At 46.0% G+C, this 24,153-nt stretch carries 19 protein-coding genes and 1 other annotated feature; of the genes, 4 read left to right on the top strand and 15 right to left on the bottom strand.

The window, feature by feature from the left end; genetic code table 11:
* Nucleotides 1-41 precede the first annotated feature (41 nt).
* From IGI92_RS02210 to IGI92_RS02185, 6 genes are all read right to left on the bottom strand, one after another.
* Nucleotides 42-743, bottom strand: coding sequence for a GntR family transcriptional regulator (locus IGI92_RS02210; RefSeq protein WP_005232219.1), 702 nt, complete (start codon nucleotides 741-743; stop codon nucleotides 42-44).
* 43 nt (nucleotides 744-786) lie between these two features.
* On the bottom strand, nucleotides 787-3,225 hold the full coding sequence (locus tag IGI92_RS02205; RefSeq protein ID WP_430607827.1) for a DNA translocase FtsK: 2,439 nt from the start codon (nucleotides 3,223-3,225) through the stop codon (nucleotides 787-789).
* A 163-nt stretch (nucleotides 3,226-3,388) separates the two neighbouring features.
* Nucleotides 3,389-4,192, bottom strand: coding sequence for an amino acid ABC transporter substrate-binding protein (locus IGI92_RS02200; protein WP_005232224.1), 804 nt, complete (start codon nucleotides 4,190-4,192; stop codon nucleotides 3,389-3,391).
* A 13-nt stretch (nucleotides 4,193-4,205) separates the two neighbouring features.
* Nucleotides 4,206-4,838: an amino acid ABC transporter ATP-binding protein gene (locus IGI92_RS02195; protein ID WP_005227272.1), complete on the bottom strand. Its 633-nt coding sequence runs from the start codon at nucleotides 4,836-4,838 to the stop codon at nucleotides 4,206-4,208.
* A gap of 12 nt (nucleotides 4,839-4,850) precedes the next feature.
* Nucleotides 4,851-5,495, bottom strand: coding sequence for an amino acid ABC transporter permease (locus IGI92_RS02190; RefSeq protein WP_010748717.1), 645 nt, complete (start codon nucleotides 5,493-5,495; stop codon nucleotides 4,851-4,853).
* A gap of 307 nt (nucleotides 5,496-5,802) precedes the next feature.
* Nucleotides 5,803-6,037 (bottom strand) — a binding site (T-box leader).
* A gap of 126 nt (nucleotides 6,038-6,163) precedes the next feature.
* Nucleotides 6,164-7,318, bottom strand: a complete 1,155-nt coding sequence (locus IGI92_RS02185; RefSeq protein WP_315041050.1) for a cobalamin-independent methionine synthase II family protein — start codon at nucleotides 7,316-7,318, stop codon at nucleotides 6,164-6,166.
* Between the two features lie 126 nt (nucleotides 7,319-7,444).
* Here IGI92_RS02185 and IGI92_RS02180 point away from each other — a divergent pair, with 126 nt between their 5' ends.
* Nucleotides 7,445-8,365, top strand: a complete 921-nt coding sequence (locus IGI92_RS02180; RefSeq protein ID WP_005227268.1) for a LysR family transcriptional regulator — start codon at nucleotides 7,445-7,447, stop codon at nucleotides 8,363-8,365.
* 119 nt (nucleotides 8,366-8,484) lie between these two features.
* On the opposite strand, the gene IGI92_RS02175 is transcribed toward IGI92_RS02180, so the two are convergent.
* The 5 genes from IGI92_RS02175 to IGI92_RS02155 form a co-directional block, all read right to left on the bottom strand.
* Nucleotides 8,485-10,851 carry a phosphoketolase family protein gene (locus tag IGI92_RS02175; RefSeq protein ID WP_430607825.1) on the bottom strand — a complete coding sequence of 789 codons (2,367 nt, stop codon included), beginning with the start codon at nucleotides 10,849-10,851 and terminating at the stop codon, nucleotides 8,485-8,487.
* Nucleotides 10,852-11,047: 196 nt separating this feature from the next.
* Nucleotides 11,048-12,472 (bottom strand): L-arabinose isomerase, encoded by a 1,425-nt coding sequence (araA, locus tag IGI92_RS02170; RefSeq protein ID WP_430607824.1) that lies wholly within the window; start codon nucleotides 12,470-12,472, stop codon nucleotides 11,048-11,050.
* Nucleotides 12,473-12,491: 19 nt separating this feature from the next.
* Nucleotides 12,492-13,187, bottom strand: a complete 696-nt coding sequence (locus IGI92_RS02165; protein WP_008376133.1) for an L-ribulose-5-phosphate 4-epimerase — start codon at nucleotides 13,185-13,187, stop codon at nucleotides 12,492-12,494.
* A 19-nt stretch (nucleotides 13,188-13,206) separates the two neighbouring features.
* Entirely contained in the window at nucleotides 13,207-14,802 is a 1,596-nt protein-coding gene (locus tag IGI92_RS02160) for a xylulokinase (protein ID WP_430607821.1), read from the bottom strand.
* A 4-nt stretch (nucleotides 14,803-14,806) separates the two neighbouring features.
* Nucleotides 14,807-15,913, bottom strand: a complete 1,107-nt coding sequence (locus IGI92_RS02155) for a GntR family transcriptional regulator (protein ID WP_430607819.1) — start codon at nucleotides 15,911-15,913, stop codon at nucleotides 14,807-14,809.
* Between the two features lie 149 nt (nucleotides 15,914-16,062).
* Here IGI92_RS02155 and IGI92_RS02150 point away from each other — a divergent pair, with 149 nt between their 5' ends.
* The 3 genes from IGI92_RS02150 (at nucleotide 16,063) to IGI92_RS02140 (ending at nucleotide 19,169) form a co-directional block, all read left to right on the top strand.
* Entirely contained in the window at nucleotides 16,063-16,917 is an 855-nt protein-coding gene (locus tag IGI92_RS02150) for an SHOCT domain-containing protein (RefSeq protein ID WP_430607818.1), read from the top strand.
* A gap of 330 nt (nucleotides 16,918-17,247) precedes the next feature.
* The gene (locus IGI92_RS02145; protein ID WP_223272959.1) at nucleotides 17,248-17,952 is read left to right on the top strand and encodes a helix-turn-helix domain-containing protein; all 705 of its coding nucleotides are present in this window, start codon (nucleotides 17,248-17,250) and stop codon (nucleotides 17,950-17,952) included.
* Nucleotides 17,953-18,059: 107 nt separating this feature from the next.
* On the top strand, nucleotides 18,060-19,169 hold the full coding sequence (locus IGI92_RS02140) for an ABC transporter ATP-binding protein (protein WP_008376142.1): 1,110 nt from the start codon (nucleotides 18,060-18,062) through the stop codon (nucleotides 19,167-19,169).
* 129 nt (nucleotides 19,170-19,298) lie between these two features.
* Here the strand turns inward: IGI92_RS02140 and IGI92_RS02135 are convergent, their stop codons facing one another.
* From IGI92_RS02135 to mmsA, 4 genes are all read right to left on the bottom strand, one after another.
* Nucleotides 19,299-20,756, bottom strand: a complete 1,458-nt coding sequence (locus IGI92_RS02135; protein WP_430607815.1) for an alpha-L-fucosidase — start codon at nucleotides 20,754-20,756, stop codon at nucleotides 19,299-19,301.
* A 283-nt stretch (nucleotides 20,757-21,039) separates the two neighbouring features.
* Complete coding sequence (locus tag IGI92_RS02130) at nucleotides 21,040-21,375, bottom strand: PTS sugar transporter subunit IIB (protein WP_430607814.1); 336 nt, start codon at nucleotides 21,373-21,375, stop codon at nucleotides 21,040-21,042.
* Nucleotides 21,376-21,387: 12 nt separating this feature from the next.
* Nucleotides 21,388-22,584, bottom strand: coding sequence for a multiple monosaccharide ABC transporter permease (gene mmsB / locus IGI92_RS02125; protein WP_034872066.1), 1,197 nt, complete (start codon nucleotides 22,582-22,584; stop codon nucleotides 21,388-21,390).
* A 1-nt stretch (nucleotide 22,585) separates the two neighbouring features.
* Complete coding sequence (gene mmsA / locus IGI92_RS02120; protein ID WP_430607812.1) at nucleotides 22,586-24,115, bottom strand: multiple monosaccharide ABC transporter ATP-binding protein; 1,530 nt, start codon at nucleotides 24,113-24,115, stop codon at nucleotides 22,586-22,588.
* Nucleotides 24,116-24,153: the final 38 nt, after the last annotated feature.

Raw genomic sequence — 24,153 nt, 5'->3', positions numbered from 1 at the left:
GATTTTGGTACCACTTTTTGCTAAAAAAGCCTAATCAATGACTAGGCTTCAAATTCGATCATATACGGATGCAAGGCAGTGTTATAGATCCCTTCTGTATATTCTACCACTTCTCCTTGTAGATCATACGAATAACGGGTTCGTTTCAAGGCAGCGACCTCCGGCGTGATCATAAACTTCTGTTGCTCTTCAGTCAACGTCGTTGCCACAAACGCATCTTGAAAGCGATCGATGATCATTCGATGTTCATCCAATAGGCGATACAATGATTTTTCTTCAAAGACCTCGATGGAGGTTCCCTTTAGTTGCTTTGGCAAATGGTACTCATAGTAAATAAAAGGTTGGTGGTCAAAATAGTACATGCGACGTAAACGCATGACTTCTTTGCCCATCAAAGAATACGCAGGGTGTTCAGGCGCAAGTTCGACTAATTCATAGCTGAGGTTCTTCTTTGTGTATTCCTTGCCGGTCTTTTCAAGCAATTGGCTAAACGTCGTGCCTTTTGACAGCTTGTTGTAGGGGCGATTGCTTAAAACCGTCGTCCCACGTCCGCTGCGTTTTTCCACATACTCATCTGCCGCTAACAATTCGATGGCTTTGCGGACAGTGATCTTGCTGACATTGAAGGTAGCTTCCAATTCTGTTTCCGTCGGTAAAAATGAACCAATCGGGTAGCGACCCGACATGATGTCTTCTTTGAGCTTATCGGCAACATCACGGTAAAGAATGTGTTTGCGTTTCATTGCTATCTCGCCTTTCTCTCATTGGATTGGTCTGGTGTTCTCCTTATTCATCAAAGGTAGGAATGTCTTCTGGTTGCGGCTCGATCAAGACTTTCCGTGGCTTGCTGCCTTCAGAAGGGCCAACGACGCCTTGATCTTCTAATTCATCCACTAACCGAGCCGCTCGGTTATAGCCGATGCGAAAACGTCGCTGCAAGAGAGAAACGCTGGCGGTCTGCATTTCCACCACAAGGGCTTTGGCGTCTTCGAACAGCTCATCTTGCGGTTGTCCGCTGCTGCCGGCACTCGTTTCTTCCTCAGTGACCATCATTTTTTCTTCATAATTGGCTTCTTGCTGATCTGTCACGAATTCAACCACTCGTTCGACTTCTTGGTCGGAAATAAAGGCCCCTTGGACCCGAATCGGTTTGTTCTCACCCATCGGCAGATACAGCATGTCGCCGCGGCCCAGCAGTTTTTCGGCCCCGTTCCCATCAATGATGGTCCGAGAATCGACACCGCTGGAAACAGCAAACGCCATCCGTGATGGAACATTGGCTTTGATGATCCCTGTAATGACATCCACACTTGGTCGTTGCGTTGCTAAGATCATATGGATACCAGCTGCCCGCGCCATTTGTGCCAAACGAATGATGGCATCTTCGACTTCGTTGCTAGCAACCATCATCAAGTCAGCTAACTCATCAACGATCACCACAATGAATGGCAAGATCGGACGATTTTCGCCATCTTCTAAATTCTTATTGATTACTAAATCGTTGTAGCCAGTAATATTTCGGACCCCAGTTGCCGCAAATTTTTCGTAGCGTTCTTCCATTTCCTTGACCACTTTTTGCAACGCTTGCGCCGCTTTGCGAGGATTGGTCACAACGGGTGTCAAGAGATGGGGAATCCCATTGTAAACATTTAATTCAACCATTTTCGGGTCGATCATCATCAGTTTGACTTCATGGGGTTTTGCCCGCATCAAAATACTGGTGATGATGCCGTTGATGGCTACGGACTTCCCGCTCCCGGTCGATCCGGCAATCAAGAGATGGGGCATTTTCGTTAAGTCTGCCGTTTGGACACGGCCAGAAATATCGCGTCCTAAAGGTACTTCTAATAGTTTATCTGGATGATCTGGTTGGGCTTCGATCACTTCTCGGAATGAAACCATGCTGACTGCGCTGTTTGGAACTTCGATCCCAATCAATGATTTCCCTGGGATCGGCGCTTCCATCCGCACATCTTTGGCGGCCAAGGCTAAGGCGATATCATCGGTCAACCCGACGATTTTGCTGACTTTGACCCCTACTGCTGGTTGAACTTCGAATTTGGTTACTGCTGGTCCTAAGCTAGCTTTGACGACTTTTGCGTCAACACCGAAGCTTTGGAAGGTGGTTTCTAACACACCAATATTTTGTTCGATCTTTTTGTACTCGCTGCTTTGATCCGTTGAAGGGATCGAATCGAGTAATTGCGCTGAAGGCAATTCATAATCACGATTTTCAGCTTCTTCCGAAATCTCAAATTCCAATACTTCACCATCGTCATCGAGGATCTCCCCGTCTTCGTTGACCTTTTTGCTTGGTCCCGGTTTGTTTCCTGCTGGATGCGGTGCTTGAGCGGCCTCTGGTCCCGTCGCTTGCGGCAATTCTTGGAAGTGGTCGATGGGTACAAAGCTCAGCTGCTCTGGTTCAAAATCAGCTGGCGCTTGCATCTGCTGTTCTTTTGCTGATTTTTCGTCTTCTGTCATTGGTCGGACTTGATTCTTTTCTTTGATCTCCGCCATGACTGCTGCTCGCTCGGCTTCTTTTTTGGCTTCTTTCGCCGCTTGTTTCTCTGCTGCTCGTTCCGCTTTGCGGGCTTCTCGTTCGGCTTGCTTTTCTGCTGAGCCTTCTAACAACCGCTGCAGCTTGTCACCAGCTGCTTGCAGGTGCTCCACTAACTCGTGGCTGCTCATTTGGCTGAACAAGAACGCCCCGATCAGCATGAGTAAAACAGCGATGATGTAGCTGCCGATCTGAGAAACAAGAAAATAGGTCGCCCCATAAAGCATGGCGCCAATCATTCCGCCCCCGACATTTTGGGTCACTTGGCTGCGCCGAATATCGCCTAACAGCGTCATCCACGTCGTTTGGAAGATATTGGCTTGTTCTCCCACCACATTACTAAAGATTTGCGCATGGAGGATGATCAGTAAACCAAAATACACCAATACACAGCCGATCACTCGCCGAATACTCTTAAATCGAGCATCGGTCGTTTTGATCGCTAACCAGACACCATAAGCGGCTAGGGCAACACTCAAAAATTGGTACGTGTTTCCGCCAACGATCCGAAACCCGTTGGCAATCAAGGTTCCTAAAAAACCTAAATGGAAAAAGCCAAATATCGAAAACAAGACAAAGAGCAGGCCGACGCCGACCAGCATTAATTTCTCTTGCTGTTTTTGTTGTTTTTTTGTTTTGCGTTTCTTTGCGCGTTTTTTTTGCGCCATTTCTATCCCTCTTTTCATCTTTCCCTATTATAACGAAAAAAGAAGGCGAACAAAAGTTTTCCTGTGAGAAATTTTGGTTAGGTGCTAGAATTTACGCGAAAATTTCTTAAATGATGAAAAAAACACCAGCTGCTAAGCAGCCAGTGCCTCTTGTTGACTTGTTTTAGTTTGGTGTGACGTCTTCGCCAAACCACTTTTCAGAGATTTCAGCAAAGGTGCCATTGTCTTGCAATTCTTTCAAGCCATCATTGATTTTATCTGCCATGGCTTGATCGTCTTTACGCACACCTACAGCAAAATCTTCTGCTTCAAAGGGGCTTTCGATTTCGTTGAAGTCATCGGTTTTGCCTGTTTGAGTCAAATAATATTCTGCGTAGACGCGGTCGATCAAAAGACCGTCGATCCGACCGTTTTCTAGATCGATAAAGGCTTCATTAAAGCTGGCATACAAGGTTGCGTCATTGCCGTCTACGAGATCCTTCAAAACTTCCGGTTGGTTATTGAAGGTCTCATAACCAGAAGAACCTTCTTGGGCACCTAAGACTTTGCCCTCCATATCATCAAAACTAGTAATGCCGCTTGATTTCGCTGTGACCAAGACTTGTTTATTTTCCATATAAGTATCTGTAAACAATACTTTTTCTTCACGAGCTGCGGTTTTGGTATACCCGTTCCAGATCATATCGATGGTGCCATTGCTTAGTTCGGTTTCTTTCATGGACCAATCGATTGGTTGAAATTTGACTTTGGTTCCTGTTAGATCCAAAATCGCTGTGGCTAAATCCACATCAAACCCAACGATGTTGCCTTGGTCGTCTTTAAAGCCCATCGGTACGAAGGTATCGTCTAGGCCGACGATCACTTCTTCTTTGTCAGCGGCACTGGTTGTGGTGTCATTGCTGCTGCCGCACGCCCCTAATAAAAATACACTTGCTGCTGCGATTCCCGTTAATAGTAATTTTTTCATTTTGTTCTCCCCCTTATTCTCCTGCTACTTTTAATAATTGATCGCCGATATTTTCGGCAAAAACCAAATCATGGGTCACCACGATCTGGGTCACTCCTTCTTTTTTCAGATCCAAGATCAGCTGTTCGACTTGCTGTCTCAAGCCTGGGTCTAAGGCGCTGGTAGGCTCGTCATAGGCCAACACTTTGGGATTCATCGCCATCGCTCGTGCGATAGCCACCCGTTGCCGCTGCCCCCCGGACAACTGGAAGGGGTATTGAGCTAATAGGTCACTTAACCCTAGTTTTTCTGCCAACTGTTCGGCTTTTGCTGTATACGCGGCTTTGTCTTGTTTTAGCACCATTTTTGGTGCCAAAGTGATGTTTTCAAAAACCGACAAGTGCGGAAACAATTGGAAGTCTTGGAAGACGACACCGACGACTTGTTCTTGTTCTTTTGTGTCGGTGGGATCAAAGGCTTTGCCATCCAGTAAAAAGCTTCCAGAATCGATCGTTTCTAACCCAGCCAGTGTCCGAAGCAAGGTGGTTTTCCCGCCACCGGAAGGACCGACCACCGCTAAGATACTGCCGTCTTCGATCGTCAGGTCTAGCTGATCGATGACTTTTTTAGCGCCAAATGATTTTGATACTTGTTTTAGTTCTAACATACGTGGTTCCTCCTAACGGTAATAGTCCAGTTTGGTCTCGATTTGTTTTAACAATAACGTGAAGACGCCCGTCATCACCAAGTAGATCAAGCCGACCCCAACTAACGGAAGCAAGGTACTGTCTCGCTCCATGGCGATTTTTCCGATTCGCATCACGTCTGACAAGCCCAAGATGTAGACCAGAGATGTGTCTTTGACAAGATTGATGACTTCATTGCCGACAGATGGCAGGGTGATCTTGACGACTTGTGGGATGATGATTTTTTGGATCGTTTGGATTGGGGACAAACGCAAGACTTTCGCGGCTTCGTATTGTCCGGCTGGAATCGATTGGATCCCTCCACGGAAAATCTCGGCAAAATAAGCAGCGTAATTGATAATAAAGGCGATCAAGGCTGCTTCAAAGCGGTCAAAGACGATCCCTAAGATCGGCAGACCGTAGAATACGAAGATCAGCTGTAGCAATAAAGGCGTTCCTCGCATCAACCAAACGTAGACTTGCACGATCAATTTCAAAATACGCAGGCGACTGGCTAAAACAAAGGCCAACAAGATGCCTAAGGGAATGGACCCGATTAAGGTCAGTGCGAACAATTTAACGGTGATTCCAGTTCCTGAAATCAGTTGGGGCATAACATTGACTAAATACTCAAACATGGTGACTTCCTCCTTGATAGGTTTCAATTTCGCTTGGCAGAAAAACAGCTTAGCGACGGCTTACTCCGACGCTTATGTGGCGCTGTGCGTTGGCTGGTGAGGGCAACTGGCAAGTTTCATTTTTCTAAAAAAGAAAAACAAAAAAAGCGCACACTGGCATTTACCAGAGGACGCTAGATACGTGGTTCCACCTCAATTTGCCTTTCCTTCACAGGAAAAGGCCTCGTGCAGTTCTTGTGATCCTTCCACTTTCGATTTTCGGTGACCCGCAAAAAAAGAGAAAAAAAACGTCCCCTAGCCATTACAGCTAAAGGACGTTATCAACGCGGTTCCACCTTTGTTTATCAGTGCTTCACAGCAACTGAACTCAGAAAGTCATCAATCAATGACTGCTGCTGTAACGGGCAAACCCGGTCTCTCCTACTTTTCTTTCGGAAAAACGACTCCAAGATGTGTTTCACAACCATGCGTTATCTCTTTGCACCAACCAGAGACTCTCTTCAAACAGCAAGCCTTGCTACTCTTCTTTTCGATGTCTGTTTCATTAAGTTGTGTCTTACTTTACTCGCTCTTAAAGAAAATGTCAAACATTTTTTCTGAAATTTTCGAAACTTTGTGGAATGCACCGATTTCGAGGGGAAGATTCAGGGAAAAGAAGACGCAACTGCTTAACCGAAGTATGCTTCAGCTAAGGCTTGTCCTTGCTTGATTTTTGCCCATTGCTGCTCAGTCGAAAGCTCATTGCCGCAATCACAAGAGGCAAAGCCACATTGATGAGAAAGATAAAGCCGATCCTTAGGAATGATTTGACTAGCTTTGTCTAATAAGGCGATCACTCGCTCTTCATCGTCTAATGTGGCGGTTTTGCTGGATAATAAGCCTAAGACAACCTCCACTTCTGTACGATCTTTCAGCGCTTCTAAAGCCGAGATATCACCGGCACGGTCATCATCCCACTCTAGGAAAAAGCGGTCATAATGCTGATCTCGCAAGAATTTTTCGGCGATCGCTTTGTAGGTACCACTGGCTGCCGCGCGGCTTTGGTAATTGCCGCGACAATTGTGGGTCCAGACTTTTAATCCTAATTCGTGGGCGTAATCAGCGACTTCGTTGTTGATCGCCACGAATTCATCGGCTAACGCTTCTAAGCCGTCATTGCCTTGGGTGAAGAAGCTCTTGTCATTGTCTTCAGCAAATAGTTCCCATAAACAATCATCGAACTGAACGATCTCACCACCGGCTTCTCGGTATTCCTGCAAGAATTCCTTGTAGGCGTTAAGCAGCCCTTCCCGCAAGGCTTCTTTCGTTGGATACACCTGACCTTCACCAACGAGGTCGTTAAAGACAGTCAGCTCGGTAAACGCGTGGGCAGCCCCCCAGACGGTGATTTTGACTGGCAGGTCGCCAGCTTGGCGTTTGGTTTCTTTAAACAATGTCAAGTAATGATGGTTTTTGCCAGATAATGGTTCTGTGATCCGGATGCCGATGTCTTTACGCGTTTCAAAATGTCCACCGTCCAAATCTTCAAAGGCATACCCATGATCGGAGATATAGCGCTCAACGCCTTTTAATCCCCAGAGAAAATCCAGGTGCCACATCGAGCGGCCATGTTCGCCATCTGTGATGACTGTAATGCCGTGTTCTTTTTGCGCTTCAATGATGTCAGCGATCGCTTTTGCTTCCGTTTCTTGGTAGCCAGGAAACGCATCATAAAACGGGTAGCGGATGTCCTCCCGATGCTCGATTTGATTTTTGTAGTCCAATAAATCTTGTGGTCGTAACAATGACCCCACAAGCTGAAATTTGTCTGTTGCCATATCCATTCCTCCTATACAAAGTTTTCAAAATTGTTAGATTTATTCTAGCAAACATCTTATACTATAGATAATACTTATAAACTTATATATTCCATAGGCAATACCTATAACACAAAAAGGAGGTTGCTTCCCATGCGTATCCAGCAGCTTGAATATTTGGAAAAAATCGTAGAGACCGGCTCTTTCAATGAAGCCGCCAAACAGCTTTTCATCAGTCAGCCCTCCCTCTCCCAAGCCATGAAAGAGTTGGAAAAAGAGTATGATCTGCAGCTGTTTTACCGCAGTAAATTAGGGGTGACCTTGACCGATGATGGCCGTTCCTTTCTCAACTATGCTCGAAATGTTTTAGACCAAGTCAATCTCTTGGACGAACGCTTTCGCAAAGACAGCCATCGCAAGCATGTTTTCAGTGTTTCTGCGCAGCACTATGCCTTCGTCGTCCACGCCTTCGTGGAGCTGGTCAAACAGTTAGGGGAAGATGAATTTCAATTCACCTTGCGGGAGACCCAAACACAAAATGTATTGGATGATATCCAGACGTTTAAGAGCGAATTAGGGGTCATTTATCTGAATGATTTTAACACGACGGTCCTCACCCGTTTGATCCACGAAAAAGACCTGCAATTCATTCCTTTATTTGAAGCCAAACCCCACGTCTTCATCGGCCGAGAAAATCCCCTGACTCAGAAAAAAAGCATCACATTAGCTGATTTGGAACCTTATACCTATTTGTCGTACGAACAAGGGGAAACCAATTCCTTCTACTTTTCTGAAGAGATCTTAAGCACTTTACAACGCAAAAAACACATTCGCATCAGCGATCGTGCCACGATTTTCAATTTGATGGTGGGTCTCAACGGCTATACCATCAGCTCTGGGATCATCAGCAGTGAGCTGAATGATGAAAAAATCGTTGCGATTCCTTTGGAAGTCGATGATGCGATGACACTAGGTTACCTCAAACACAAGAAAATGGAACTGAGTGAGATGGCTTTGGACTATCTCGCCTTGTTGAAACAGCATATCAAAAATTACGGTTTCGACGTCTTTTAAAAAAACGATCCGCAGACAGTCGGTCGGGCTTCCTTGGTAAGGCGTCCCGACCCTGTTGCGGATCGTTTTGTACTTATTTTGTTCTTAAATTGTCTTACGTTGGTGTTATGGAGAAAAAATCAACGCAATGGTTTCCATTCCCACTCTTCGACTTCGGCGATATCATAGCCGTTTTCTCGAATAAAGTCATGGTGATACGCAACGGTGTCTGCCATTTTTTTGGCAAAGTCCGTTGCTTTTTCTCCATAGACCCATTCGGCGGCGTCTTTGGCTAAGTGGAAGCGATCCAATTCAGAAAGGATCCGCATATCAAACGGTGTCGTGATGTCGCCATTTTCTCGGTACCCATGAATATGAAGCTGTTGGTTGCGACGGCCAAAGAAGATGTCGCGAATCAGTCCTTCATACCCGTGGAAAGCAAACACGATCGGTTTGTCTTTCGTAAAGTAGGCTTCGAATGCTTCATCGCTCAACCCACGAGGATCGACTTCTGGACGACGCAATTTCAATAGATCGACCACATTGATGAAGCGGACTTTCAACTCTGGGAAGGCTTCAATCAGCAAGGAAACAGCAGCTAATGCTTCCAAATTCGGTTCCGTCCCGGCAGCTGCGATCACGATGTCCGGTTCTTGTCCTTCATCTGTCGATGCCCAGTCGATGACTTTCAAGCCATCTTTGACAAGCACTTTCGCTTCATCCGCCGAATAAAACTGCGGACGTGGGTGTTTCGAAGAGACCACTAGATTGATCATTTCTTCAGAAGCGAGCGTTTCTGCCATGACAGCCATCAAGCTATTGGCATCGGCTGGCAAGTAGACCCGCACAAAGTCGGCTTTTTTCTCTGCAATATGGGTCATGATCCCTGGATCTTGGTGGGTGTACCCATTATGGTCTTGTTGGAAGACCGTTGATGAAGCGATCAAATTCAATGAGGGGTACGGGTTGCGCCAGTCAAGATCATGGGCTTTTCGTAACCATTTGAAGTGCTGCGTGATCATAGAATCAACGACTCTTAGGAATGACTCGTAGCTGGCAAAGAAGCCATGACGCCCCGTCAGCACATAGCCTTCCAAGAAGCCTTCTGCTTGATGTTCTGATAATTGTGAATCAATCACACGTCCCACTGAAGACAGCCATTCATCATAATCAGGATGTTTTGGCTCCAACCATTGGCGGTCCGTGACTTCGAACACATGGTTCAACCGATTGGATTTGGCTTCATCTGGGCCAAAGATGCGGAAGTTGTCGGGATTTTCTTTGATGATGTCACGGGCAAATTTCCCAAAGACCATCATATCTTGGGCCGTCGTTTCCCCTGGTGTCTCGATCGCAATGGCATGTGCTTGCCAATCTGGCAAGCGTAGCGGTTGCGGATCGATCCCCCCATTGGTGATTGGGTTGACCGCCATCCGCTGCTCTCCTTTTGGTGCCAATTCTTGAATCTCAGCTTTGATGCGGCCGTTTTCGTCAAAAAGCTCTTCTGGACGATAAGACTGCAGCCAATCCGTCAAAGCATCCACGTGTTCCATATGTTTCGCATTGACAGGGATCGGCACTTGGTGGGCACGGAAGCCCCCTTCAATCGGCTCGCCATCCCAGACTTTCGGTCCAGTCCACCCTTTTGGTGTGCGAACGATTAAAACAGGCCAATGAGGCATAGCGGCTTCTTCCGCAGAACCTTTGCGGGCTTCTGCTTGGATCGCGTGGATCTGTTCGATGGCTTGATCCATCTTCTGTGCCAATTGCGGATGAACCGCTTCTGGATCGTCCCCTTCTACGAAATAAGGGGTCCAACCCATGCCTTCAAAATATTTCGTGAGATCTTGGTCGCTTTTACGAGCCAAAATCGTTGGATTGGCAATTTTGGCGCCATTCAAATGCAAGATAGGCAAAATTGCGCCATCATTGACTGGGTTGATAAAGGTATTTGAAAACCAGCTGCCCGCTAACGGTCCGGTTTCGGCTTCACCATCACCGACCACTACTGCTGCAATGACATCGGGATTGTCTAAAATAGCTCCGGTAGCGTGGGCGATGGAATAGCCTAGCTCGCCGCCTTCATGGATCGAACCTGGCGTTTCAGGTGCCGCATGAGAAGCGATCCCACCTGGGAAAGAGAAAGTTTTGAATAAATGTTTCATCCCTGCTTCGTCTTGGGTGGCTTTTGGATAGATCTCGCTGTAGCTGCCGTCTAAATAAGCATTCGCAACCATGACTTGTCCGCCATGGCCCGGTCCTTCGATATAAAACATGTTTAAGTCGTACTTATTGATGACGCGATTGAGATGGGTGTAAATAAAATTTTGTCCGGCGATCGTTCCCCAGTGACCAATTGGATTCACTTTCAAGTCTTTTTCTTCGATGGGGCGGCTCAATAAGGGATTGTCTTTCAAATAGATCTGACCAACGGAAAGGTAGTTGGCTGCTCGCCACCAAGCGTTCATTTTCTGATAATACTCTGGTGTATCGTAGGTTGTCTTCATTGTGCTCCTCCTTTTAGTCCATTGTTCCACTCTTACATAAAAGTCTATGCCCCCTATATTTAAAAGTCAATTTTGCTGATTGCTGGTGCTTTCAAGGGTTTGCTTGCCCGCACTTTACAGCCAGAAGGCAAGAAAGCTTAAGAAAAACGCAAAGAAACCGCCGGCATAGCCAACGGTTCCTTTTGTGATTGGGTACTTATTTGATCGTTACGTATTCTAATCCTACAAGTTTCGCCCATGTTCCGATCTGATCAGAATTTAAGACAAGTGAGACAACGGTGTGATGGCCACCGCCTGTTTCGATCCACTGTTTGACGCCATCGTGGAAGTTTGGTTTTGGCGTCCACATTACTCGTGCAACCGGTAGTTTTGGTGCTTCTTCAGTTGGCTCAAAGGCATCGACTTCATTGATCAATAATTTGTAGTGAGTGCCAAAGTCGGCCATCGAAACCACGACACCTTCGCCGCCTTGGCCGTCAAAGACGAGCCGGGCTGGGTCTTCACGATCCCCCATCGACAATGGCGAAACCACGATTTTTGGTTTGCTGGCTGCTAATACCGGATCGACTTCCATCATGTGGGATTGCAAGATGGCTTCTTTTCCTGGTGTCAGCTCATAGGTGTAGTCTTCCATAAAGCCAGTCGCTTTATTGTGAGCCATGATTTTCATCAAGCGGTCAATAGCGGCTGTTTTCCAGTCCCCTTCACCGGCAAACCCATAGCCTTCTGCCATCAAGCGTTGTACAGCTAAACCAGGCAACTGCTGCATACCATACAAGTCTTCAAAGTTCGTGGTGAATGCCGTATAGCCGCCTGCCTCAAGGAAGCGGCGCAGACCGATTTCTTGTTTGGCTTGTGCTTTGACATGACGTGCCCACTCTTCTTTGTCGTAATCGCCATAATCGAAATCATACAGCTGGCTGTATTCTTCAAAGAGTGCATCGATTTCTTCGTCAGTCACCGCATCGACAACTTGTACCAAATCGCCGATCCCAAAATAATCAACGGTCCAACCAAATTGGATCTGTGCTTCGACTTTGTCGCCTTCCGTCACCCCAACGTTACGCATGTTGTCGCCAAAACGAGCGACTTTGATTTGGAAGCTTTCATTGTAACCAACTGCCACGTCCATCCAAGCAGCAATTTCTTTTTGGATGGCTTCATTTTTCCAATAACCGACAACGATTTTGTTTTGTTTTTTCAAACGGGCATTGATAAATCCATATTCTCGGTCACCATGAGCCGCTTGGTTCAAGTTCATAAAGTCCATATCGATGGTTTCCCATGGAATTTGTTCATTGTATTGAGTGGCAAGGTGCAGCAATGGTTTTTGTAATAATTTCGTGCCGCGAATCCACATTTTTGCTGGTGAGAAGGTATGCATCCAGGTGATCACCCCAGCGACTTCATCCCGATAGTTGACTTCTTTCATGATTTTCGTAATCGTATCGGCAGTAACAGCGAGTTCTTGTAAAACGACTGGATAAGGCAGCTTTGAGCTGTCATTTAAGCTTTTGACCATTTCTTCTGCATGGTCCCGTACTTCTTGTAATGCTTCTTCTCCATATAAGTGCTGTGATCCTACGACGAACCAAAATTCTTTTTTCCCGATTTCTAACATTCTGCTTGCTCCTTTTTCGTTATTTTTGCCCGTAATAGGCATTTTCTCCATGTTTGCGTAAATAATGTTTGTCTAAGACCCGCTGCGGCAATTCGGGTGCGTAACTGTTCAGCTGGCGCGTGATAAAATTCATCTTAGCGACTTCTTCTAAGACCACTGCGTTCATCACCGCCGCATCCGCCGTTTTGCCCCAGGTAAACGGTCCATGACCGTGAAGCAAGACACCAGGAATTTCTTCTGGCGTGATGCCGCGTTCCTTAAAGGTTTCGACGATCACCTGTCCTGTTTGTGCTTCATAGCCTTCATCGATCTCGGCTTGCGTCAAAAAGCGGGCACAGGGGACTGCCCCATAAAACGTATCGGCATGGGTCGTGCCCATCGCTGGCAGATCGAGTCCTGCCTGAGCCCAGCTCGTCGCCCAAGTAGAATGGGTATGGACGATCCCACCAATTTCTGGAAATGCTTTGTATAAAACGGCATGCGTTGGCGTATCGGAGGAAGGATTTTTTGCTCCTTCCACTACGTTGCCCTCAAAATCACAAACCACCATATCACTGGCTTGCATGGTTTCATAGTCAACACCGCTAGGTTTGATGACAAACAACTGCTGTTGGCGATCCACTGCTGACACATTGCCCCAGGTGTATTTGATCAATCCTTGCTTCGGCAATGCCAAATTGGCCTGAAAGACTTCTTCTTTTAATCCTTCTAACACAAAATTCCCTTCTTTCTTTTTAAATCAACGCATCGATTGCCGCTTGCTCGATCGGCAACCCTGCTTGGTAACGTTGGGTAAAGACGGTAAATCCCTGAATGTCGGCTTCTGTCGGGGCTAACGTCACGCCTTGGTCATTTTTAAACACTTGATCTGCTAAGAATGCTGCCAAGGATTGTTCTGGCGTGTGACGGCGAAGGTATGCTGCTAAAAGGGCGATCCCCCAGGCGCCGCCTTCACCAGCCGTTTCCATGACCGTGACTGGGGCTTCCATGACAGCTGCCAAGACACGTTGGGCAACTTCTGGCGTCTTGAAGATCCCACCGTGACCAACGATTCGATCAATGGCGACGTCTTCGGCTTCCAGAATCTTCATCCCGATCTTCATCGCACCAAAGGCACTAAACAGATGTAAGCGCATGAAATTTGCTAAAGTAAAAGAACTCTCTGGCGATCGGACGAAAAGCGGCCGTCCTTCAGGGATCTTGGTGATGTTTTCACCAGAATAATAGCCATAAGAAAGCATCCCGCCACAGTCTGAATCCCCTTTCAATGCTTCGTTGAATAAGGTCGCAAACAATTCTTCCGTGGAAAGTTTCATTCCAGCTGCGTCGGCAAATTCGCGGAAAAGTTTGACCCAGGCATTGATCTCCGAGGTACAGTTATTCGTATGGACCATCCCCACCAAATCACCAGAAGGCGTCGTGACCAAATCGATCTCTGGATACACTTTAGTTAAGGGTTCTTCTAAGACGATCATGGCAAAAGCAGACGTCCCGGCTGAAACATTCCCGCTTCGCTGTGCCACACTATTCGTGGCAACCATGCCAGTGCCCGCATCGCCTTCTGGCGGACATAACGGGATGCCAGCTTGCAAAGTACCAGTTGGGTCGAGTTTTTTTGCCCCTGCTGCCGTTAATGTGCCGGCTGGTTCGCCTGCTGTCAACACTTGTGGCAAAAGGTCTTTGATCTGCCAAGGATACCCCTGACTGCTGATTTGTGCATCAAATTGCTGCAGCATATTCGCATCATAGTTTTTTGTCGTACTGTCGATTGGGAACATCCCAGATGCATCGCCAATTCCGATAACTTTTTCCCCTGTCAGCTGCCAATGGACATAGCCGGCTAAGGTAGTGAAAAAAGCGACCTCTGGGACGTGGGCTTCTTGATTCAAAATCGCTTGATACAAGTGCGCGATACTCCACCGCTGCGGGATGTTGTATTGGAACAATGCCGTCAAGGCTTTTTCTGCTTCTTCCGTGATCGCATTGCGCCATGTCCGAAAAGGGACCAACAGCGTGCCTTGCTGATCAAAAGCCATATAGCCGTGCATCATTGCAGAAAAACCGATACTGCCGATCGTCGTCAAAGGCACCTCGAATTGCTGCTGGATGTTGTGCGCTAACTCTTGATAGCTGGCTTGCAGTCCTTGCCAAATCGCCTCTAGTGAGTAGGTCCAAATCCCTTGTTCCAATTGATTTTCCCATTCAAAGCTACCTGAAGCGATCGTCTGAAACTGCTCATCGATCAAGACAGCTTTGATCCGTGTCGAGCCTAGCTCGATCCCAAGAGACGTGCGCCCGTCAATAATTGCTTGCCTTACTTGTTGCGTCATCTTCTTATTCTCCTTTTTGGTTATTGACTGAACCGCGAACGATCAGCTCCGGTTCAAAATAAAAGCGTTGCGCTTCTGTTGCCTTACCTGTAGTGATCCATTGTGCCGCCAATTCCCCCATCGCTTCTTTCGGGTGAGTCAGTGTGGTGATCGTCGGTGTGGACAAGGTGCTAAGGGGCGAGTCATCGTTACCCACGATCGAAAAATCAGTAGGAACGTTCTTCCCAGCAGCCGTCAATGCTTGAATCAAGCGATGCGCGATCTCATCGTTGTAACAAACGATGCCTGTGACTTGATTATCGGCAGCCGTCAAGCGCTGGATCGCTTGTTCAATAACGGCTTCTTTCGTCTCCGTCGTATACGTCAAGACGTCTTCTGCTGCAAACGTCCGCTTGGCTTTGGTCAACGCTTTGACAAACCCTTTCATCCGATATTTCCCTTGTAAGTCATCGATTTTCGTGATCATCATCAACTGCTGATGCTGTTGTTCTAATAGATAATTGGTTGCTAAAAAACCAGAACGTGTATCGTTGACACAAATATGCGGCAAGTCTAGTTCTTCGTAATAGGCATTGATCATGACGAGAGGAATCCCAGCTTCTTGGAGTGCGACATAATAGGCAAGATTCGGGTTGTACTGGCTGCTCTTAGTTGGTTCAACGATCAACCCGTCTACCCCTTGATCCATCATTTGCTGCAAGCACGCTCTTTCTTGCTCATGGTCATTGTTGGTTGAGCCTAAAAGCAGTGAGTAGCCTTGCTCCCGCAATGTCTGCTCCACGCCACGCATGATCGATGGGAAAATATAATCAGACAAATAGGTCATGATGATCCCAATCGTTTTGCGGTTTTTATGATTGACAGTCTCAGGTTTTGAAACGTAGGTACCTGAGCCCCGTTCTTTTCTTAAATAACCTTCATTGACCAAAACAGCGATCGCTTGGCGCACCGTGTGGCGGCTATAATGAAATTCTTCCTGTAAGGTTGCTTCTGAAGGGATCGCATCGCCTTCTTGATAGGTGCCTAAGCGGATCTTTTCTCTTAAGATATCCGCTAGTTGTTCGTACTTATTCGCCATTTTCATCCCACCTTTCAAAAGTTGTCCGTACATCTAAGATACCAAGAAACCGCTTCCTTGTCAATTGCTGCTATGGCTTTTTTTCTAAAAAAACCTAACGAAAAGAAGGTAAATGATAAATTCCCCTTATTTTCATCAGAATAAAACGAATCAAAACACTATTTGTTGTATAATTGAATAAAATGTTGCTTATTACGTTTAAGGAGGTAAGTATTTTGACGAGAACACCTAATGAAACCTACGAGGAACCCATTATTTTGTATTCAAAAAAATATCGAGAAAATCGCAGACATGATGCCAGCTGTCGTTGGCTTATTACGAAAAAAGGCGTCTGGATAAACAACACCCATCCAAAAATCCCAGATGAAAAGATTCCCATGGCAAAAATTGCCGATGTGGAATTACATATAGGCAAAGGTCTCTTAGTGGACTACCTCCGACTGCAGGTACCAGGTAATTCTCAATTGCTCTATTTCACCAATCGAATCGATGCCCAAAAAGCCTATGAATTTTTAACGGATCATTTGGCAGCACTTGGTGGGCAATCAGCCAAAAGTTACGTGGATGAAGAGGCTGGAAAAATCAAATTACTTTCCTATCATTATCGTGATGCTTGGGTCATTTCAGAAGATACCCTTACAATCATCGATTACAAGAAGAAAGCGAAACAGGTTCTGCAGATTCCCCAAATTACCAGTGTCAATTTGAAAGAAGTTGCTGAATCAGGTCTTTGGAAAGGCAATGGCTTTTTAGAATTGTATATTGGCGGCGGAGCGATCAGAGAAACCCATTCCTTCAGACGAATGGAACCGAATCACTCCCTTTGCTTTGCCGAAAAAGACCTGGTGATTGCTCGGATCATACAGCGCTATCTCACTAACTTCCCCCGTGAACATGCGATGCTGCCCCCGCGACCAACTGTAAACACGACGGAACAGGTCATTGCTGAACTTCGCGAACTGAAAATGTTGGTCGACGAAGGAATTCTGACTGAAGAAGAATTTGCGTTGAAGAAAAAACAACTATTAGGATTATAGAAGCAATCGCTTCGGGGAAAAACCAGCCCTCCTGCCATGCGAAGGCAGAGATTTCGGTGAAGGGCTGTGCTTTTTTTCTGGGAAAATTTTGAACGGTTTTTTTAGAACATGCTATACTAAATGAAGAATACGTAGAGTATCTCAAAGGAGGTCTTTCTCATTTTTTCTTTTAATGACATCAAAGCGCGTTTCCCCCAGGCAACGCTGCATGACAAAGTATCCACAACGAAGGACATCGAATCCATCGCTTTCGGCAAAAAATATATTTGGCTGCCAACTGACCAATTAAGTGACAGTGAAAAACTGCTGATCCAACTGGGAAACGGCTCTTTGCAACCAGAAATCGATAACCGAAACCATCCATGGTATCCGATTTTATTTGAACATCAGCCCGTTCAAGACCAAACGTGGGTCCGAATGCTGCAAGTTCATTTCACCCGAACCATTGACTCCTTGCAATCCGAATGGCTCGCAGAGATCCAGCAAATGCTCCCTAGCGTGGTGGATCTTTTTTTCCTCACCGAAGACCATGCGGTGATCGTAGAAAAACAAGACGACACTAATTTACCCATCGAAGATCTCGACGGCTTATTCGTGGCTTTGGATATGGATTTCGACTGCTATTCCCAGCTGTTCGTTGGCCCCTTCCATCACCCACGCCACGACTTCACTACCTTATGGACGAGTGAATCTACCCTGTTTAAAAATGAGTTAAAAACGAAAACTACCAGTAAAAGTATGGATCTGCCCAAAGTGGTCTTCGCTCTTTTTCGCAATGGCTTTTCCGAGTATATTTCCTTGTTTCGTACCTTGTATCTAGACTGGTTTGAAGAAGAGACCGAAACGATCATTCAATCACTGTGGCGCAATCAAGGCAATGCGAGTTCCACTGCCAAAGAACTGTTTATGCATCGGAATTCTCTCCTATATAAGATCGATAAGTTTCAAACACTGACACGTTTAAATTTAAAAAATATGGATGATCTGCTGCTTTGCTATTTACTGATCGACCAATTCACCCATCAGAGCAATTAAACAACCTGCACAAGAAAACGTTTTTTTCTTGTGCAGGTTTCCGTTGCGCATTCGAAGCGTTTTCATTTATGCTATTCATGTAAACTAAATGGAAAGAGGTAATCCCAATGGTAGAAATGGCCTTAAAAAATATCCACAAAAAATATGACAATAATGATGCGTATTCGGTAACTGATTTTAATTTAGATATCGCGGATCGCGAATTTATCGTTTTCGTTGGACCTTCTGGTTGCGGAAAATCAACAACCCTTCGAATGATCGCTGGTTTAGAAGATATTTCTGAAGGCGAATTGAGCATCGGTGGAAAAGTAATGAACGATGTAGCACCAAAAGACCGCGACATCGCGATGGTTTTCCAGAACTACGCATTGTATCCCCATATGACTGTTTTCAACAACATGGCATTTGGTTTGAAATTGCGTAAATACGACAAAGAAGAAATCAAAAAACGCGTAGAAAATGCCGCTGAGATCTTAGGTTTGACAGAATACTTAGATCGTAAACCTGCTGCCCTTTCTGGTGGTCAGCGTCAACGGGTTGCCTTAGGCCGTGCCATCGTTCGTGATGCCAAAGTCTTCTTAATGGATGAGCCGTTGTCAAACTTAGATGCGAAATTGCGGGTTGCCATGCGTGCGGAAATCGCAAAATTACACCAACGTTTAGAAACAACGACGATCTACGTAACCCATGACCAAACAGAAGCGATGACCATGGCTGACCGGATCGTTATCATGAAAGATGGCTTCATTCAACAAATCGGTTCACCAAAAGAAGTCTACAACACGCCGAAAAATATTTTCGTTGCCGGCTTTATCGGTTCACCAGCAATGAACTTCTTCAATGTTACGTTGAATAACGGTATGATCTCTGATGGTCAAAGTTTGAATTTACGTATTCCTGAAGGCAAGAATAAGATTCTTGTTGAAAAAGGCTACGAAGGCAAACAATTAGTCTTTGGTATTCGTCCAGAAGATATCCACAGTGAACAAATCGCATTGGAAGCTTCTCCTGAAGCAACTGTACGTGCTGAAGTGGTCGTATCTGAACTATTAGGTGCAGAAACAATGCTTTATACACGTGTAGGTGCGACTGAATTTATCTCGAAAGTTGATGCCCGCGACTTCCACCGTCCAGGTGAAACAGTTGATTTAGCTTTCAACATCAACAAAGCGCATTTCTTCGACAAAGATTCAGAAAATGTCATCACACTTCCTTAATTTGTAGTTACCATGCACTGTTCTCGGATTTGCCCCCTAGGCAGTCGCATTTAACTAATATCCACTTTTATTCCTTATTTGTATCCCTCAAAAACAGACAGTCAGCCGACTGTCTGTTTTTGGGTTACTTTATTCTTCCTGAGGCACATAGCGCGCGGCCATGGTTTGAATGATCGGTGTTTGCCGAACTTGAGTAAAAACGATTTTGACAGCAGACACGCCGACCGCTTCAAAGCTGATGATTTTTTGATAGCCGATCGTCACTATTTCGGTCAGTAACTGTTGTCCTGCTACAGTTTGCAGAAAAATTTTTGCTTTTTCTACCCGTTGCCCATATTGAATCGCTTCTTTCAGTACAAGTGTATTGATGACGACCGGTTCTGAAAAATGTAGGGTCAGCCATGGCCGTTTGTCTTCCAGGTCCGGTTTCCAATACTGGCCAAACGCTTGAGATAGTTGGAGCTTATCCATTCTGCTGGACACACTGGTTGAAGAGCTCGCAAACGTGCCGGTCCTTTCAGTCGTCACCTCTTTCAATTGTTTAATTGAGTGACCTAATTGCTGCAATGCCTTTTGATCCGTTGGATGAATCATACCATCCGGCATCGGCGGCACATTAAGTAGAAAAGAACTATTGCCCCCAACGCTCTGCTTGTAAAAGGACCAGAGCTCAGCGCCGCTTTTTACTTGTTGGTCTTCTGATGGATGATAAAACCAGCCGGGGCGAATTGATAAGTTGACCTCAGCAGGGTACCAAGCCAATTCAGCAGATTCTTTAATGCCGTACTTTTTCAGCGCTTGTCGGCTTCCTAAATCCATTTCCATACTGGAGATCGATTGCCGAAACGCTGCGCTATCGGCTTTTTGCGAATGACTCGCTGTTTTTTCAGCATCCTTTAATGCTGCTGGCACCACACTCCATTCTTGAAGTCTGGTTTGCCCCGCTTCGTTTCCTACCCAGCGGACATCCGGTCCGCAAATCGCAATCACCGCATTGGGTTGCAGCTCTCGAATCACTTGATAATACCGTTCCCAATCATAGTTTTGGCGTTTTCCATTGGGCCCTTCACCATTGGCGCCATCTAACCATATTTCGAATATATCACCATAATTGGTTAAAAGTTCTGTCAACTGCGCCGCATAAAAATCATCATAGGCTTGCCCCATTCCATAACAAGCTTCATGCTGATCCCAAGGCGATAAATAAATGCCGAATTTCAGGTCTGCTTGACGGCAAGCATCAGAAAGTTCTTTCACTAAATCACCTTGACCATTGCGCCAGGGCGTTGAAGCGACTGTGAAAGCAGTGTGCTGGCTTGGCCATAAGCAAAAGCCGTCATGGTGTTTGCAGGTCAAAATGATTCCCTGCATACCGCTTTGCTTCATTGTGGAAACCCATTGATGACAGTCTAAACTTTGCGGGTCAAATACCGTTGGCGACTCATTGCCGAGCCCCCATTCACGATTGGTCATCGTATTGAGACCAAAGTGGATAAAACCATAAAATTCCAACTGCTGCCACTGTAGTTGTCGTTTACTGGGGCGAATCTGGGTAAGGTCTGCTGGTTTGATAATCTGTTCCTCCATTCTATGAGTTGTTTGCTGCTTTAAGGAAACAGATACAAGATTGATTCTTGACTATTTCCTCATTGGAAAAGATCCGCCGCCTTTACTGTACTTTTGCCACCTGTCCACTCACTGGCAAACGAAGCACAAGAACTGACCGAAGCAGCATTCAATCGACGGTTCTTCCCTATCAGGTGATCAAACTACTTTACGATAAAAAGAGTAGTGCTTGCTTGGGGGATTCGCAAGGCACTACTCTAAACAACATATTCAAACGCTAAAAGACACATCTTTTTACGCGAGCCTAGTGATCGTTTTGTAAGAGGGTCAGGCTGTCTGTAAGGACAGCTTCGCCATCTAACAGCTCGTAATCTGTTTCTTTGATTAATTTATATGGCACCGCTTTGACCATGAGAAAGTCTTTTAATCGATTGACTTCGTACTTCGACTGCGGACCGATCAACAAAGCATCGACTGTTTGCTGCTGCAGGATCTGTTCAGCAATGATGGCTGGTGCCGAATAGATATGCACAGCTAGCCCTTTTTCATCTGCGGACCGCTGCATGTTTTTCACTAAGAGACCCGTAGTGATGCCGGCGGTACAAATCAATAAAATCGTCTTTTGTGCTTGGTCCTCCATAAACAGGCCCTCCTACGAAATTTTCTTTTTCTTATTGTAGATATCCAACACGACAGCCAGCAGCAAAATCAACCCTTTGATGGCTTGCTGCCAATCGACACCGACCCCTAAGATCGACATCCCATTGTTTAAGACACCCATCACGAGACCACCAACGATCGCCCCCATCACAGTACCAATACCGCCTGAGGTAGAAGCACCGCCGAAATACACTGCGGCCATTGCATCTAATTCCATTGACGTTCCCGCTTGTGGTGTAGCTGCATTCAACCGAGCCGCTAAAACCAAGCCCGCCAAAGCTGCCATCATCCCCATGTTCACGAAGACCCAGAAGGTGATTTTCTTCGTCTTGATTCCCGAAAGTTCAGCTGCTTTCTTATTGCCGCCGGTTGCATAGATTTGACGACCAGCGACGGTTTTGTTAGTCAAAAAGCCATAGGCAGCCACGATCACCCCTAAGACGATCAAAATGATCGGATACCCTTGGTAAGAGGCAAAGATGTAGGTAGCGCCGAGAAATACGACCGCAGTAAAGACGGCTTTAAAGGTAAAGGCTGCCATTGATTCCACTTCAAAAAGATTTTTTTTGCGACGCTCACGGGTTCGCCATTGGCCTAAAATCAAGATGCCCGTGATCACTACACCTAAAATCATGGAAAGTAAATGGATCTGACCGCCTGCAATATCTGGCAAATAGCCGGTGGAAATTTGTTGGAATGCCTTGGGAAACGGTGCCAATGATTGACCGCCTAAGACGACTTGGGTCAGTCCTCGAAACATCAGTAAACCAGACAAGGTCACGATAAATGCTGGGATACCGACATACGCGACCCAGAAGCCTTGCCAAGCACCGATCACTGCGCCCATCAGTAAGCAAAGAGGCACTGCCAGCCAAGGACTGATGCCGTTATTGACCATTAAGACACCTGCAATCGCACCGACAAACGCCATCACGGACCCTACGGATAAATCAACGTGTCCTAACAAGACGACCAAAAGCATACCAGCTGCCAAAACGAGAATATGACTGTTTTGCAACACGAGGTTGGTGATATTCAGCGGCCGCCAGAAAATCCCGTCGGTCATGAGCTGAAAGGCCACCAGCAGCACTGCTAAGATAATGATCATACTGTATTTGCTAAAGATTTCCAGTGCCTTTTCTTTCAGCGAATGGCTGCGTTCTTTTTTTAATTTATTGGTTGTTTCCATCTCAAACCCCACTCTCTTCTAGTGTCATTAGATTCATCAATCGTTCTTGGTCGGCCTCTTCCCGTAACACTTCGCCCGTGAAGCGGCCTTCGTTCATCGTGTAGATCCGGTCGCACATGCCTAATAGTTCTGGTAACTCCGAGGAGATGATACAGATGGCTTTGCCAGCTGCTGCCATCTCTTCGATGATCGTATAGATTTCGTACTTCGCCCCGACATCGATCCCGCGGGTCGGTTCATCTAAAAATAAGATATCTGGTGTGGTCATCAGCCACTTTGCCAAAACGACTTTTTGCTGATTCCCACCACTCAAGCTGCCGACGTTTTGATAGATTGAATTGGTTTTCGTCCGCATTTTTTTGCGAAATTCTTCTGCCATCGTGACTTCTTTTTCTTTATCGATGACCCCTTGGCGGCTGATTTTGGCAAGACTAGCGATGGTGGTGTTCTCGCGAATATCCATCAGCAGATTCAAGCCCAACGCTTTTCTGTCTTCCGACACATAGGCTAACCCATTTTTGATGGCGGTTGGCACGTCTTTGACAGAAATCGGTTGGCCGTCTTTATAGACTTCCCCCGAAATCGAACTGCCATAGGAATGACCGAAGACACTCATGGCAAACTCTGTCCGTCCCGCACCCATCAAACCGGCGATGCCGATGATCTCTCCTTTGCGGATCATCAAGTTCAAATTTTCATTCACCACACGGGTATGGTCGATTGGATGATGGACCGTCCAATTTTTGACTTCAAAAAACGGTTCACCAATAGCGGGTTTCCGCTCTGGGTAACGATTGGTCAAATCTCGCCCAACCATGCCGCGAATGATACGCTCTTCAGAGATTTCGGCCCCGCTCAGCGTCTCGATCGTTTGCCCGTCTCGTAAAATCGTGATGCGATCCGCCACATTGACGATTTCATTCAGCTTGTGGGAGATAATGATCGAGGTGATCCCTTGGTTGCGAAACTCTTTGATCAGCTCTAACAGATTGGCACTTTCTTCTTCATTCAACGCCGCGGTTGGTTCATCTAAAATCAACAATCGGACGGATTTTGAAAATGCTTTGGCAATTTCCACCAGCTGTTGATGCCCGACACCGATTTGTGAAACCAGCGTATTCGGGTCTAATTTCAAGCCAACGATCTTTAAGAGGTTATCTGTTTTCTTTTCGGTCAGATCCCAATCAATAATGCCGTGCTTGGCTTGTTCATTTCCTAGAAAGATATTTTCTTTGATCGACAGGTAAGGACTTAAGGCTAACTCTTGATGAATAATAACAATTCCTTTGTTCTCACTGTCCCGCAAATCTTTGAACTTGCATAACTCCCCTTCATAATAGATCTCTCCATCATAGCTGCCGTAAGGATAGAGTCCGCTTAAGACATTCATCAGCGTGGACTTTCCGGCGCCATTTTCTCCACACAGTGCGTGGATCTCTCCTCGCTCGATCGAGAGGTTGACGTTATCAAGGGCGCGAACCCCTGAAAACTCTTTGACGATGCCTTTCATCATCAAAATATTATCTGCCATGTTCTTTCACCCTTTTCCTTTTTATGTAAAAGTGATGC

It is taken from the genome of Enterococcus sp. DIV2379 (genome assembly GCF_050542965.1).
In the GTDB taxonomy this organism is placed as follows: Bacteria; Bacillota; Bacilli; order Lactobacillales; family Enterococcaceae; genus Enterococcus_D; species Enterococcus_D entomosocium.
The sequence above is the reverse complement of the archived record's forward strand: the minus strand, read 5'-3'. Positions and strand labels throughout refer to the sequence as shown.